Consider the following 13,654-nt stretch of genomic DNA (forward strand, 5'->3'; position numbering starts at 1 on the left):
GGGTCGCCGTCAGTGCCCCTCGACGGTCAGGGTCCGCGACCGGAGCCGGCAGTAATCCCCGGTAGCAGTCCAGGGCGGTGCGTGTCCCCGCGGAACGCTCCGGGCGATGCCGGGGAGGTGCTCCTCGTAGCGCTGGCGGCGGCCCTCGGCCGGGCCGCCGTCGGTGTGACCCCAGTTCAGGAACGCCTCCACCGCCTCCCGGTGGCTGCGCCGGACGTGCTCGGCGAGCTCCTGGGTGGCCATCCAGGCCACGAACGGCGCGAGCAGATCGCCTGTGTGCGCCGCCGGGCGCGGACGGTCGTGACTCCGCGCAGGAGAACCCGAACGCCCTGGTGGGTCCGTCGACGGTCGCGTACGGAGTCGGCGTCGTCGCCGAGATCGACAACACGACCAGGATCCGGCCGTGGCCCGGGACAAGCATGGCGCGGGTTACCCGCTTGGCTGTGTGCGCGAGCCCGGTGCAGTTGATCGCGATCATGTGCAGCTCGTTGGCAAGGTCGGTGTGCGCGAACGCAGCACCGCCGACGCCGACGTCGAGGCAGGCGACCGCGACCGGTCGACCGAGATCGGTAACGAAACGTCCAGAACGCCTCCACACCCTCGAAGGTGGAGGGGCGCGCATAGCATGTCTCAAGACATCCGCATAGCCGTGGTGGCCACTGTGGATGATGTCGAAGGCCCGGCTGGTGATCACCGCCGTTGTGCTCGAGGGGCGCTCGCAGAGCGAGGTCGCCCGCGCCTACGGCGTCTCGCAGCCGTGGATCAGCCGGCTGGTCGCCCGCTACCGCGCCGAGGGCGACGCCGCCGAGTTCGCGCCGCGTTCGCGCCGCGCTCGAAACGCCCACACCATTCACCGGCCGCCGCGGGTGAGCGAGTCGTCGAGCGCGTGCTGGAGCTCCGTAAGACCCTGGCCGAGCAGGGCCTGGATGCCGGCGCGCAGACGATCTGCTGGCACCTCCACCAGCACGACCAGATCGTGGTGTCGGCGGCGACGGTGTGGCGGATCCTGCGCCGCCACACCCAGATCACCCCGCAACCACGAAAACGCCCGCGGTCGTCGTATCTGCGGTTCGAGGCCGCGATGCCGAACCAGATGTGGCAGACCTCGTGATGGCTTCCAAGACCATGCGCCACTCGACGCTCTCCACCACCACGGAGGTCTACGGCCACCTGCTGCGTCATGTCGCCCACCAAGCCGTGGACGCCATCGACGCCGCACCCACGCTCGCTGAACGCGACCTCGAAGGAACGGACGCCACCGGCGACCACGCTGCGATCACCACCACCCCAGCTGACCGGGATCTCGCGGCAGCTACTTCCGCACAGCGTCGGCGACTTACGACCACACTGCGACCACATGTGGCCAGGAGGCCACGTGGGAGCCTGTCGCCGCTCGGAGGCAGGACCGGGCGGTAGATCAACAGCGCGCGCGTTTGTGCAGACCAGAGACACAGAACGGGCGGTGTCTCCGTCTGAGACACCGCCCGATGCGCCGTGTCGGGACGACAGGATTTGAACCTGCGACCCCTTGACCCCCAGTCAAGTGCGCTACCAAGCTGCGCCACGTCCCGATGCCCCTCGCGGGGCATGACCACAGTACCGCACCCCGCGTCCGACCCGATCGCGGGTTCACCACCGTCCCGGCCGGGAGAAGCGCTGGGCAGACCGGGCCACCGATCGCCCTGACGTGCCACTCGACCAGGTAACGAGGATCGAGCGGCACGTTGTGGCGCTCGCGACCGCCGTACCGTGCCACTCGGTCGCGCCGAGATGGTCGGGTGGCACGTTGTGGTCGCGGGGCCACCGCCGGAACGCCGCGACCGACTCCGGAACGCCGGGGCGGCTGCCCGAACGTCGTCGCCCCCGCCCGGACGTCGCGAACGCCGCCGGAGGTGGCAGTCACCCGGCCCGTCGGTACAGAGCCACGGCCTCGAGTTGCGAGCTGACCTCCAGCTTGCCGAGTACGGCGCGGACCTGCGTCCGGACCGTCGGCAACGAGACCACGAAGTGCTCCGCGATCGCCTGTGCGCGCTTGCCCGCGGCGAGGAGGCCCAGGACCTCGCGCTCGCGCGGGGTCAGGCGGTCCAGCTTCTCCTGGACCTCACGGCGTTCCTTCTCGTGGTTCAGGTACAGGTCGATCAGCTGCTGGCGGCGGGCCGCCGGGAGCACCGAACGGCCGGCCACGGTCTCGCGGATCGCGCCCAGCAGGACCGGGAACGGCGCGTTCTTCGAGACCCAGACGAAGCCGCCCGCGGCCAGGGACTCGCCGATCCGGGTCGGGTTGGAGCTGCCGGACAGGACCAGGATCCGCCAGCCGTCGTTGCGCAGCCGAGGGATCAGGTCGACGCCGTCGATCCGCTGTCCCTGCCGGTCGCGCCCGAGGTCCAGGTCGAGGATCAGCAGGCCCGGCTCGAACCGGCCGAGCGTGTCGACGACGTCCTGGAACGCAGGAGCCGGCGTGTAGTGGGCGTCCTCGCCCTCGCCGCGCAGGCTGGAGGCCAGTGACCAACCGACGAGCTCGTGGTCGTCGACGATCACGATCGTCTTGGTCGTCAGGGGGTTGTTCTCGTCCATCGCGCTGTCCGCCACTCCTCTAGAGCCGGTAGCGATGTGCGTGATCATTGATGGCATGACGCCCGCCCGTCGAAGATTCGAGGTGTTTCGTTCCGGGCGGGCGTCAGAGCGCCCCGATGGACAGGACCCCCCGGCCCATCATCGCGGCACGCCAGTCGATGGCCTCACACTCACGGTCGTACTCCGCCGGACGGCTGCGCAGGCCCCACAGGTGCTCGGCACAACGCCATGCGGCGTCCCGCGCGACCACCACCGTGAGGCTCGGCGCCCCGTCCAGCAGCCTCTCCAGGTACGTTCCGCCGATCTCACGTCCGAGCCGGGCCCCGAGGTGCTCCGCCAGGCGGCACAGGTGCGAGGTGAACACGGCGCCGAGCTCCTGGAAGTCGTGGTGCTCCGTGCTGCCGAGTCCCCGGCGGCCGAGCACCGTGCAGGTCCGGACGACCGCCGGTGCCAGGTCGAGGTTCACGTGCGCGTTGACGCCGCACACCGCGAACTCCAGCGGACCGACGGCCGCGTCCCTGCGCCCGTCGAACAGCACCGCCCACGCCCGTGGCGGCCGGCCGCCGGTCACGAAGGTGCGCAGCGCCGCGAAGTAGCGCCGCGCGAGCTCCACCGCGAGCCGGGAGACGAACTCCGGGTCCCGGAACCGGTCCGGGTCCTGGACCTGCTCGTGCACGTCGGTGGCGATCCGCTCGTAGAGCACGGTGAAGCACGCGACGCTGTCCTCGGTCCCGCGGGGACCGCTCTCCAGCACCGGCTGGAGCCTGCGCAGGAGATCGACGACGCCGGGCACGTCGTCCGGAGTGATCGCCAGCAGCTGCGCAAGGGAGCGCGCCCGCTGCGACACCGGAGCCTTGTCGGTCATCACCGTCATGGCCGCCTCCCGTGAGTCCGTAACGTGACGGGAGCAACTCTGACGGGTGAGACCTACCTACGGCGTCCGGACAACGCCCTATACGTGCCGGGCCGAGCACCCTATTCCGGCGTCGTCTGCTCCACGTCCGGCCGGAAGCGGTGCAGTACGCCGCTGGCCTGCACGCGGCTCCGGACACCGAGCTTGCCGAAGATCCGGCTCAGGTGGACCCCGACCGTCTTCTCGCTGATGAACAGCCGTCCGGCGATCTCACGGTTCGTGAGGCCCTCGGCCATCACGACCAGGACCTCCAGCTCACGGCGGGTGAGCTCGCCCAGAGGGCCGGAGGCGGCCGGCGCCGTGTCCGAAGAGGACGGAGTGGACGACGCCGGGGACTCGTCGAGCTCCAGCGTCACCCGGGCACGGGCGGCCAGGTCCCGGATCTGGACGAGCAGCGGCTCGGCCCGCATCGCGGATGCGATCCGGAAGGCGCGCACCAGGTCCGCGGTCCCGTCGGTGGAGCGCTGGTGGATCCCGAGGCGCACCTCGGCCGACCGCAGGCGCGAGTAGGCCTCCGGGTACGGCTGGCGCAGCCCGGCCAGCCGGGCGGCGACGTCGGCCCAGGTGTCCGGCGCCGCGGTCCCGGCGGCGCGGTCGTCCTCGGCGGCGCACATCGCCACGAAGCTCGCCAGCACGACGCGCACGGCAGGCACCGAGCGTTCGGCCCGTCGTTCCAGCTCCCGGACGTGCTGACGCAGCCGCCGCACCTCGCTGTCCGCCACCGGTTCCCCGGCCAGGAGCGCCTCGGCGTGCGCCCGCGCGCCGTGCCAGAGCAGTGGCGCGACGGCCCAGAAGTCGTCGATCCCGGACTCGACGACGTCGAGCCCCCGCCGCACGTGCTCGAACGCCAGCGCGGGCCGGTCCCGCCACATCTCCAGACCGGCGCGCAGGATCAGCAGCGGCAACGTGTGCCGCGGGCCCGCCGTCGCGGGTGCGACGAGCTCGGCGGCGGTCAGGTCCGCCTCCGAGGACGTGAAGTCGCCGCGCGCCATGGTCAACCGTGCGCGGGAGAGCCGCACGTCGATCGCCTGCGCCCCGGTCGGTGCCGCTGCCCAGGCCCTGGCGACCTCGTCGTCGGCCTCGTCCCAGCGGCCGAGCCGGAACAACCCGTTCGCGGCGATCGCCAGCAGCGCCACCCCGGACGTCCGGGACAGGCCCACCTCGCCCATCCGCGCAGCGCCCGCGCGGGCCGCCGCGACGCCGTCGTCGAGCGCGTTGAGCGGGCCGCACAACAGATCCGCCCGACGGGACAGGCAGAGGCCGAGCGCCACCGGGTCGTCCGCACGCTCGGCGACGGCGATCGCCTCGTCCAGCGCGGCGAGACCGGCCTCGGCGTCCTCCAGGTAGGCGGCGCCGGAGCCGAGGATGGCGAGGACCCTGGCCAGCACGGCGGGCTCGCCGATCCTGCGGGCCGGCTCGAGCGCCTGCCGGGCGACGTCCCGCGCCGCCGAGTAGTCGCCGAGCTGCAGCAACGCGGCCGCGTGCCCGGCCAGCACGTCGACCCGCTCGGCCTCGGAGACGTCCGCGTCGTCGACGGGGTAGTCCGGGTCGGGAAGCACCGTGACGGCCCTGCGGTAGGCCTCCTCGGCCTCCGCCGCCTGGCCGGACGACATCAGGTACCGCCCGAGGTGGGCGCGCAGCACCGCCTCCCGCCCGCCGGTCGGCGCGTCCGGGTCGGACAGCCGGGCCGCCAGCAGCGCGACGGCCTCGGCCGGGTCGCCGGCGAGCTCCGCGGACTCGGCGGCCCGCTCCAGGTACTGCCCCCGTGACCGGGGCGAGTCCGGCGAGGAGACCTGCAGCGACGCCGCCCGCAGCCAGTGCCGGTAGGCCTCGGCGTAGCCGCGGACGCGCTCGGCCTCCTCGGCCGCGGCGATCGTCGCGGCCAGCGCATTCTCCGGTTCGGCCGCGAGCTGCCAGTGGTGCGCCAGCTGTGCCGCGACGCCCGGGCGCGTCGGCCAGGCGGCCAGCGCCCGCGCGAAGCGACCGTGCAGCTCGACCCGCTCCCCCGGCATCAGGTCGGCGGCCACCACCTCCACCATCAGCCCGTGCCGCAGGCGGTAGCCCTCGCCGTCGGCGCCGACGACCACGAGCCCCGCCTCCGCCGCCTCCCGCACGGCCGCGGACAGCTCGTCGCCGAGGCGGGCGAGCACCTCGGTCAGCAACGCGTGGGACGTCTCCCCGATCCCGGCCGCGAGCGCCCGCACGACCCACTGCGCCGGCGTCGTGAGACCGGAGACACCGGCGCGCACGAGATCCCGCACCGTGGCGGGCAGCCCCCGCGGATCACCGCCGAGCACCGCCCGCACGGTCTCCTCCGCGAGGAACACGTTGCCCAGCGAGTGCCGCCACACCAGCGGTTCGAGGTCGGGACGGTCCGGTACCCATCCGCCGAGCAGCTCGGCGAGGTCGTCCCGCGCCAGCGGGCGGACCTGCCGGAACGACACCCGGTTGTGCCGTCGCAGCTCCCCGACCATCGGGGCGAGCCGTCCGGGCACCCCGCCGGTCGCCTCGTCGCGGTAGGTGCCGACGAGCAGCACCGGCTCGTCGGTCAGGCTCGCGACGAGATAGACGATCAGGTCGCGGGTGGAGCGATCGGCCCAGTGCAGGTCGTCGAGCACGAGGACGACCGGCGCGAAGCGGGTGATCTCGACGAGGATGTGCCGCAACGCCTCCAGCATCTCCACGCGGGTCCGGACGTCCGGCCCGTCGATCCGCTCGAGCGCCGACGACAGGTGGTCGGCGACGGCGCCGTCGTGCGTGCGGACGTGCGCGCGCAGGGCGGAGACCACCGGCCAGAACGACGGGCCGTCGTCGAGATCCAGCGCCCGCCCGGTCAGCGCGACCGCGCCCGCATCACCCGCCTCGACACAGAACTCCCCGACGAGCCGGGACTTCCCGACCCCGGCCTCCCCGCCGAGCAGCACCGCCGTCGCGCCCGACGTGCGCGCCTGCTCCATGGCGGTGCGCAGGTGGTCCAGCTCGGCCGTCCGTCCACGGAACGGAGCCAGAGCCGGGAGGTCGCTCACGCGGCAAGGCTAGTCGCGTGGCCGACACCCATCCAGAGGCTTCCGATCACGTCGGGCGATCCTGGCGCGCACCGCGAGAATGCTCATCCAGGCGTTCACACGAGCGGCGGGCTCGCTGCCCGTCCGGTCCCACGGATGGTGCAGATCGGCGTACCAGGACGCCTCCGTACGGGCGTCCTCCAGCAGCGGTTCGCCACCACAGCACACGAGCTCAACCTCGAACGCCGCGCGCAGGCGCCGCATCCAGAGCAGGTCGAGTGGTCCCATGACGGCGCACTCGTCACGACCACGGGTTTGGTTACCGCCGTGTCCGGATCGTGGCCTCCGGCGTCACTTCTTGCGCGGACGCTTCTCCCGGACCCGCACCGACAGCCGGATCGGGGAGCCGGCGAACCCGAACTCCTCGCGCAACCGCCGCTCCACGAACCGGCGGTAGCCCGCCTCCAGGAACCCGGAGGTGAACAGCACGAACGTCGGCGGACGCGTCTGCGCCTGGGTCGCGAAGAGGATCTTCGGCTGCTTGCCGCCGCGGACCGGCGGCGGGGTCGCGGCGACCAGGTCGGACAGCCAGCCGTTGAGCCTGCCGGTCGGGATCCGGGTGTCCCAGGACTCCAGCGCGCGGCGCATCGCCGGGGCGACCCGCCGGGTCGCACGTCCGGTCAGGGCGGAGACGTTCACGCGCTCGGCCCATCGGACGCTCTGCAGCTCGCCGCGGTCCAGCTCGCGCTCGAGCTCGTGGCGACGGTCCTCGTCGACCAGGTCCCACTTGTTGAACAGGATCACCAGTGCCCGGCCGGACTCGACGATCTGGTTGATCACCCGCTGGTCCTGCTCGGTGATCGGCTCGCTCGCGTCGATCAGCATCAGCGCGACCTCGGCGGCGTCGATCGCCGACGACGTCCGCAGGCTGGCGTAGTACTCGGTGCCGCTGGCCGTCCGTACCCGGCGGCGCAGGCCTGCCGTGTCGACGAAGCGCCACACGTCGCCGTCGAGCTCGACGAGCGAGTCGACCGGGTCGACGGTCGTGCCGGCCACCTCGTGCACGACCGACCGGGTCTCCCCGGACAGCTTGTTGATCAGGCTGGACTTGCCGACGTTCGGCTTCCCGACGAGCGCGACGCGCCGCGGGCCGGACCCGCCCGCGCCGAACGTGTCCCGCGGCGTCTCCGGCAGCACGTCCAGGATCGCGTCCAGCAGGTCGCCGGAGCCGCGGCCGTGCAGACCGCTGACCGGGTGCGGCTCACCGAGCCCGAGACGCCACAGCTCGGTCGTGTCCGAGTTCAGCCGGTCGTCGTCGACCTTCGTCGCGGCCAGCAGGACCGGCACGTCGGAGCGGCGCAGGACGCGCGCGACGGCCTGGTCGGTCGCGGTGGCACCGACCGAGGCGTCCACGACGAGCATCACGGCGTCCGCCGTACGCATCGCCGTCTCGGCCTGCTGCGCGACGACGGCCTGCAGCCCGTTCGCGTCCGGCTCCCAGCCCCCGGTGTCCATCAGCTTGAACCGGCGGCCGTTCCACAGCCCGTCGTAGACGACGCGGTCCCTGGTCACGCCCGGCACGTCCTGCACGACCGCCTCACGGCGCCCGAGCATGCGGTTGACCAGCGTCGACTTGCCGACGTTCGGCCGGCCGACGACGGCCAGCACGGGCGTCGCGACGACCTGGTCCGGATCCAGCCCGGCGATCGCGCGGCCTTCGTCGTCGGTCGCGACGAACTCGGTCGGGTCGAGCCCGAGCCGATCCATCTCGGCCCGGTCGGAGAACTCTGTGCTACTCACTGTCCACTCACTCTGATCTCGTCGACGTCGGCCACCAGTGTGACCAGCGCCGTCCGGATGCCTTCGGTCGCCTCCGCCAGCTCCGCCCGTCCGCGCCCGGTCGGCGTCGGCAGCGGATCACCGACCAGTACGTCCACCCGCGGGCGGAGGCGCCGTTTCCCGCCCGACGGGCGCGCCGTCCCCCGGCACGCGACCGGCAGCAGCGGCGCCTGCGCCTGCCGGGCCAGCCACGCCGCGCCATGGCGGGCCGCCGCGACCTCACCCGTGCCCCGCGTCCCCTCCGGGAACACGACGACCATCCCGTTGCCGCGCAGCACGTCCAGCGCCGCCATGAGGGGCCGCCGGTCGACCGTGCCCCGTCGCACGGCCAGCTGGCCCATCCGCGGCAGCACGTACCCGAGCGGGCCGCGGAACATCTCGTCCTTCACCAGGAACACCGCGCGGCGCCCCAGTAGTCCGTAGAGCAGCGGACCGTCGACGAACGCCGAGTGGTTCGCGACGACCACCACCGGCCCGGTCCGCGGCACCCGCTCGCGCCGGTGCACCCGCAGCCGGAAGAACGGCACGAAGCACCAGGTCCCGATCCACCGGGCCAGGTCGTTCAGCCAGCCCCACGCGCCCTCGGGCAGGCCCGGCGACGACCTCACGCACCCTCCTCGCCGGCGCTCGTCGGCCGCGTTCGGAGACCTGCGGTGCCGGATGGTGAGCTCGCAGGCTCGCTCACGAGTCGAGCCCCCGCTCCGCGACGAGCGCCCGCAGCCGGTCCAGCACGGCGTCCGCGGACAGGTCGTCGGTGTCCAGCACCAGCGCGTCCGCCGCCGCGTACAGCGGGGAGATCCGGCGCGAGGAGTCCAGACGGTCGCGGCGCTCGACGTCGGCGAGCGTGACGTGCAGGTTCGACGTCCTCCCCGCCCTCGCGTCCTGACGACCGCGGCGCGCGGCACGTACCGCGGGCGACGCCGTCAGGTAGACCTTCAGCGGCGCGTCCGGCACGACCACGGTGCCGATGTCGCGTCCCTCGACGACGATCCCGCCGCCGTCGCGCACGGCCTCCTCGATCAGGGCGTGCTGGCGGGCGACCATCGTGTTGCGCACCTCCGGCAGCGCGGACACGGCGCTGACCAGCGCGGTCACCTCCGGCCCCCGGATCTCGGCGCTGATGTCCTCGCCGTCCAGCGTGATCGTCGGGGCCGACGGGTCGGTGCCGGACTCCTGGACGCCGTGCGTCGCGGCCGAGGCGACCTCGTCGGACGGTGCGTCCGCGTCCAGCCCGGCGCGCAGCACGGCGAGCGTCGCTGCCCGGTACATCGCGCCGGTGTCCAGATAGGCCGCGCCGCAGGACGACGCGAGCCGCCGGGACACCGTCGACTTCCCCGTACCGGACGGTCCGTCCATCGCGACGACGCCCCGCAAGGCCACCTCGTACCACCCTTCCGGCCCACCGACCGTCGTCCGAACTCCGCCGGACATTGTGGCCGGTCGGCCTCCGGTACCCGGCAGCCGGGGTCGGGCTCGCGCGGGCCGTCCGACCCGCTTCAACGAGGCAGGTCGGACCGCAGCGCCGCCGCGCCGTGCAGGTAGACGTGCCGCATCTCGCTGCGCGGCTTCGGGGTGTCCACGTGCGCCAGCAGGCGCAGCACCCGCGGCATCGCTCCCGGCACGGCCATCTCGACCGAGCACATCAGTGGCACGTCGGTCAGCCCGACCATCTGCCGGGCGGCGTAGGCGGGGAACTCCGCCGTGACGTCCGGGGTGGCCGTGAACCACACCGAGATGATGTCCTCGGAGGTCAGGGCGTTGCGCTCCAGCACGGCCCAGACCAGCTCCGCGGACTTGTCCAGGATCTCCTGACGCTCGTCGACGTCGACCTGGGTCGCACCCCGCAGCGCGCGGACCGCCATCAGAGACCCACCGCCTTGTACAACGAGCCGACCTCGGTCGTGTTCAGCGGGCGCAGCTTGCCCGGTTTCTGGTTGCCGAGACGTACCTCGCCCACGGCCGTGCGGGTCAGCCGCTGCACCGGGTGCCCGACGGAGTCGAGCAGGCGGCGCACGACGTGCTTGCGGCCCTCGTGCAGCACCAGCTCGACGATCGAGCGGCCCGGCAGCGAGTCGACGAGCTTGAACGAGTGCACGACGACGGCGCCGTCGTCCAGGTCGACGCCGGCCCGCAGCCGCTTGCCGACGTCGCGGGCCGGCATGCCCATCACCTCGGCGAGGTAGGTCTTCGGCACCTCGAACGACGGGTGCATCAGGCGGTGCCCGAGCTCGCCGTCGTTCGTGAGCAGCAGCAGGCCCTCGGTGTCCGCGTCCAGGCGTCCGACGTGGAACAGTCGCCCGGCCTGGTCCATCAGGTCGAACTTGTCGGCCAGCAGGTCACCGACGCACGGGCGGCCGCGGTCGTCGGCCATCGTGGACAGCATGCCGCGCGGTTTGTTCAGGGACAGGTAGACCTGGTCCTCGCGCAGCGCGATCCGCGCGCCGTCGACGTGCACGACGGCCGTCGCCGGATCCACCCGGCGGCCCATCTCGCGCACGGTCTCGCCGTCCACGTCGACCCGGCCGGCCGCGATCAGCTCCTCCGCGGCGCGCCGGGACGCCACGCCCGCCTGCGCGAGCACCTTCTGCAGGCGGATGCCCTCTCGGGCGTTGTCACTCATTCGCTTGTCCTACACGTCGTCGATCGCATCGATGTCGGGCAGCAGTGGCGCCAGCGGCGGCAGCTCCTGCACCGACGAGAGCCCGAGCCGTTCCAGGAACAGCTCGGTCGTCCGGAACAGTGTCCCCTGTGTCTGTTCCTCGACGCCCGCCTCCTCCACGAGCCCGCGGGTGAGCAGGGTACGCAGCACGCCGTCGCAGTTCACACCGCGTACGGCGGACACGCGCGCACGGGTCACCGGCTGCCGGTACGCGACGACGGCGAGCGTCTCCAGCGCCGCCCGCGTCAGCCGGGCACGCTGGCCGTCGAGCAGCATCCGTTCGACGTAGGGGGCGTAGCGGTCGCGCGTGTAGAAGCGCCAGCCCTCCCCCGCGCGTCGCAGGTCGATGCCGCGGCCGTCGGCGGTGTAGTCGGCGGACATCCGGTTCAGGACCGTCCGCACGCGTCCGGCGTCCTGCCCGAGCGCGGACGCCAGCGACGCCTCGTCCACCGGCGCGTCGACGACCAGCAGCAACGCCTCCAGTGCCGACTCCAGCGCCGCGTCGTCGGCGAGGTCCTCGCCGACCTGCTCCTCGATCGGCTCCTCGGCCGGACCGTCCTCCTCCGCGATGGGCCGGCCCGGCGTCGCGTACTCCGGCTCGGGGTAGTCCCAGCCCTGGTCCGGGGCGTCCTCGCAGGGCTCGTCGGCACCTCGCAGGGCCTGCTCGGGCTGCGAGGACGGCACATCCTCTGCGACGTCCGCGGCGCCGGGTACGGGGGGTCGGTCCGGCTCGGCGCCGGTGGGCTGCGGCGGGTCGTCCACCGCGGCGCGCGGGGCGGCCTCGCCGGTCGGCTCCGGGGCGGCGGGAGGGGCCGGCGCGTGCACGGCGTGCGGGCTGCGCGGCACCGTCCGGCCGATCAGGCGCTCGAGATCGGCCTCCGGGTCGTCGCTGCCCGGCGTGTCACTCATCGGCCGCCATCTCCGCGACCGGGTCGTCGGCACGATCAGCGGTCCAGGTCACGGTGAGCTCGCCGAACACCTCGGGCTGCTCCAGCATCACCGAGCGCTCGCGGTAGAGCTCCAGCAGCGCCAGGAAGCGCGCCACCACCTCCAGGGGGGCCACGCAATCGGCGGTGAGCGTCGCGAAGTTCGCCACCCGCATCTCGGCGAGCCGCTCACGCAGCAGCTGCGCGTGCGCGGGCACGGACACCTCGTGGCTGTGCAGGTGGTCGAGCCCGACCTCGTCCGGCGGCTTCGGCCGGAACACCGTGGCGGCCAGCTCGGCGAACGCCTGCGCGTCCATCCCGAGCAGGACCTCCGGCAGCAGCTCCGCGTACCGCTCCTCCAGCGCGACCGAGCGCGGGAAGCGCCGCATCGCGCCGGCCTCCAGCTCGACGAACAGCGCCGCCGCCTCCTTGTAGGCGCGGTACTGCAGCAGTCGGGCGAACAGGAGGTCCCTGGCCTCGAGCAGGGCCAGGTCCTCCTCGTCGTCGACCTCGGCGCCGGGCACCAGGCGGGCGGCCTTGAGGTCGAGCAGGGTCGCCGCGACGACGAGGAACTCGGTGGTCTCGTCCAGATCGGCGTCGTCACCGAGATCGGTGAGGTGCGCGATGAAGTCGTCGGTGACCTTGTGCAACGCCATCTCGGTGACGTCGAGCTCGTGCTTGCCGATCAGCTGCAGGAGCAGGTCGAACGGACCCTCGAAGTTGTGCAGGCGGACGGTGAACCGCCGGGTGCCCGGGGAGGCGATGTCGCCGTCGTCGAGCCCCTCGGGACCCGCGCCGGGACCGTCGGCGAGCAGCGTCACCGGGCGAGGACCTCGCGGGCCAGCATCCGGTACGCGTCGGCGCCACCGGACGTCGGCGCCCATGTCGTGATCGGCTCGCCGGCGACCGTCGTCTCCGGGAACTTGATCGTGCGGTTGATGACCGACTCGAACACGAGGTCGCCGAACGCCTCGACGACGCGGTCGTGCACCTCGCGGGTGTGCAGCGTCCGCTGGTCGAACATCGTGGCCAGGATGCCGAGCATCTGCAGGTCCGGGTTCAGCCGGTCCTTGACCTTGTCGATCGTGTCCATCAGCAGCGCCACCCCGCGCAGGCTGAAGAACTCGCAGGCCAGCGGGATCAGCACGGCGTCGGCGCAGGCCAGGGCATTGATCGTGAGCAGGCCGAGCGACGGCTGGCAGTCGATCAGGATCACGTCGTAGTCGGAGAGGCTGCGCTTGAGCGCCCGGCCGAGCGCCTGCTCGCGCCCGACCTCCGTGACGAGCTGGACCTCGGCCGCCGACAGGTCGATGTTCGACGGCAGCAGGTCCATGTTCTCGACGCCGCTGGGCCGGATGACCTCGTCGGGCTCGACGCCCTTCTCCATCAGGAGGTTGTAGATCGTCGACTCGAGCTGGTGCGGCTGGACGCCGAGCCCGACGGACAGCGCGCCCTGCGGGTCGAAGTCGACGAGCAGCACCTTGCGCCCGTACTCGGCGAGCGCGGCGCCCAGGTTGATCGTCGAGGTGGTCTTGCCCACCCCGCCCTTCTGGTTCGCCACGGCGATCACCCGCGCGGGGCCGTGGCTGGTCAGCGGGGCGGGCTCGGGGGCGCTCAACCGATGTCTTCCTCTCCCGGGCTGATTCGGACCGGCTCCGTCGGTCGGTCCGGCGGTGTCGGTCGCGACATCGCTGTCCGGTCGCTCCTGCGGGGCGGGAGGCGTCGGCTCCATACGGGT

General features: G+C 72.9%; 14 protein-coding genes, 1 tRNA gene and 1 pseudogene. 2 read left to right on the top strand and 14 right to left on the bottom strand.

Annotated features, from left to right (window positions below):
• Positions 1–9 precede the first annotated feature (9 nt).
• Positions 10–243 (bottom strand): hypothetical protein, encoded by a 234-nt coding sequence (locus tag EV378_RS02210; protein ID WP_132421089.1) that lies wholly within the window; start codon positions 241–243, stop codon positions 10–12.
• Positions 244–668: 425 nt separating this feature from the next.
• On the opposite strand from EV378_RS02210, the pseudogene EV378_RS36995 reads away from it, so the two are divergent.
• Positions 669–821, top strand: a pseudogene (locus tag EV378_RS36995) (helix-turn-helix domain-containing protein); the annotation flags it as partial.
• A gap of 65 nt (positions 822–886) precedes the next feature.
• Entirely contained in the window at positions 887–1,111 is a 225-nt protein-coding gene (locus EV378_RS36140; protein WP_243653225.1) for a hypothetical protein, read from the top strand.
• 386 nt (positions 1,112–1,497) lie between these two features.
• Here the strand turns inward: EV378_RS36140 and EV378_RS02220 are convergent.
• From EV378_RS02220 to EV378_RS02280, 13 genes are all read right to left on the bottom strand, one after another.
• A tRNA-Pro gene (locus EV378_RS02220) sits at positions 1,498–1,571 on the bottom strand.
• 328 nt (positions 1,572–1,899) lie between these two features.
• A complete protein-coding gene (locus EV378_RS02225; RefSeq protein WP_132421091.1) occupies positions 1,900–2,574 on the bottom strand; it encodes a LuxR C-terminal-related transcriptional regulator in 675 nt (224 codons plus the stop codon).
• Positions 2,575–2,677: 103 nt separating this feature from the next.
• Positions 2,678–3,448 carry a DUF5995 family protein gene (locus EV378_RS02230; RefSeq protein WP_132421092.1) on the bottom strand — a complete coding sequence of 257 codons (771 nt, stop codon included), beginning with the start codon at positions 3,446–3,448 and terminating at the stop codon, positions 2,678–2,680.
• Between the two features lie 101 nt (positions 3,449–3,549).
• Positions 3,550–6,513 carry a helix-turn-helix transcriptional regulator gene (locus EV378_RS02235; RefSeq protein ID WP_132421093.1) on the bottom strand — a complete coding sequence of 988 codons (2,964 nt, stop codon included), beginning with the start codon at positions 6,511–6,513 and terminating at the stop codon, positions 3,550–3,552.
• Positions 6,514–6,522: 9 nt separating this feature from the next.
• Positions 6,523–6,780, bottom strand: a complete 258-nt coding sequence (locus EV378_RS02240; protein ID WP_132421094.1) for a hypothetical protein — start codon at positions 6,778–6,780, stop codon at positions 6,523–6,525.
• Between the two features lie 63 nt (positions 6,781–6,843).
• Entirely contained in the window at positions 6,844–8,259 is a 1,416-nt protein-coding gene (gene der / locus EV378_RS02245) for a ribosome biogenesis GTPase Der (RefSeq protein WP_132427245.1), read from the bottom strand.
• A gap of 29 nt (positions 8,260–8,288) precedes the next feature.
• On the bottom strand, positions 8,289–8,939 hold the full coding sequence (locus EV378_RS02250) for a lysophospholipid acyltransferase family protein (protein WP_132421095.1): 651 nt from the start codon (positions 8,937–8,939) through the stop codon (positions 8,289–8,291).
• Between the two features lie 73 nt (positions 8,940–9,012).
• Positions 9,013–9,687 carry a (d)CMP kinase gene (gene cmk, locus EV378_RS02255; RefSeq protein ID WP_243653554.1) on the bottom strand — a complete coding sequence of 225 codons (675 nt, stop codon included), beginning with the start codon at positions 9,685–9,687 and terminating at the stop codon, positions 9,013–9,015.
• 140 nt (positions 9,688–9,827) lie between these two features.
• Positions 9,828–10,193, bottom strand: coding sequence for a chorismate mutase (aroH, locus tag EV378_RS02260; protein ID WP_132421097.1), 366 nt, complete (start codon positions 10,191–10,193; stop codon positions 9,828–9,830).
• A complete protein-coding gene (locus tag EV378_RS02265; RefSeq protein WP_132421098.1) occupies positions 10,193–10,951 on the bottom strand; it encodes a pseudouridine synthase in 759 nt (252 codons plus the stop codon). The genes aroH and EV378_RS02265 overlap by 1 nt, the downstream gene beginning before the upstream one ends.
• A 9-nt stretch (positions 10,952–10,960) precedes the next feature.
• Positions 10,961–11,899 (bottom strand): SMC-Scp complex subunit ScpB, encoded by a 939-nt coding sequence (scpB, locus tag EV378_RS02270; protein WP_132421099.1) that lies wholly within the window; start codon positions 11,897–11,899, stop codon positions 10,961–10,963.
• Positions 11,892–12,800 carry a segregation and condensation protein A gene (locus EV378_RS02275; protein ID WP_132421100.1) on the bottom strand — a complete coding sequence of 303 codons (909 nt, stop codon included), beginning with the start codon at positions 12,798–12,800 and terminating at the stop codon, positions 11,892–11,894. Before EV378_RS02275 ends, scpB begins: the two co-directional genes overlap by 8 nt.
• Positions 12,734–13,648, bottom strand: a complete 915-nt coding sequence (locus EV378_RS02280) for a ParA family protein (RefSeq protein ID WP_132421101.1) — start codon at positions 13,646–13,648, stop codon at positions 12,734–12,736. The genes EV378_RS02275 and EV378_RS02280 overlap by 67 nt, the downstream gene beginning before the upstream one ends.
• Positions 13,649–13,654 lie beyond the last annotated feature (6 nt).

Origin of the sequence: Pseudonocardia endophytica (assembly GCF_004339565.1) — a bacterium.
In the GTDB taxonomy this organism is placed as follows: Bacteria; Actinomycetota; Actinomycetes; order Mycobacteriales; family Pseudonocardiaceae; genus Pseudonocardia; species Pseudonocardia endophytica.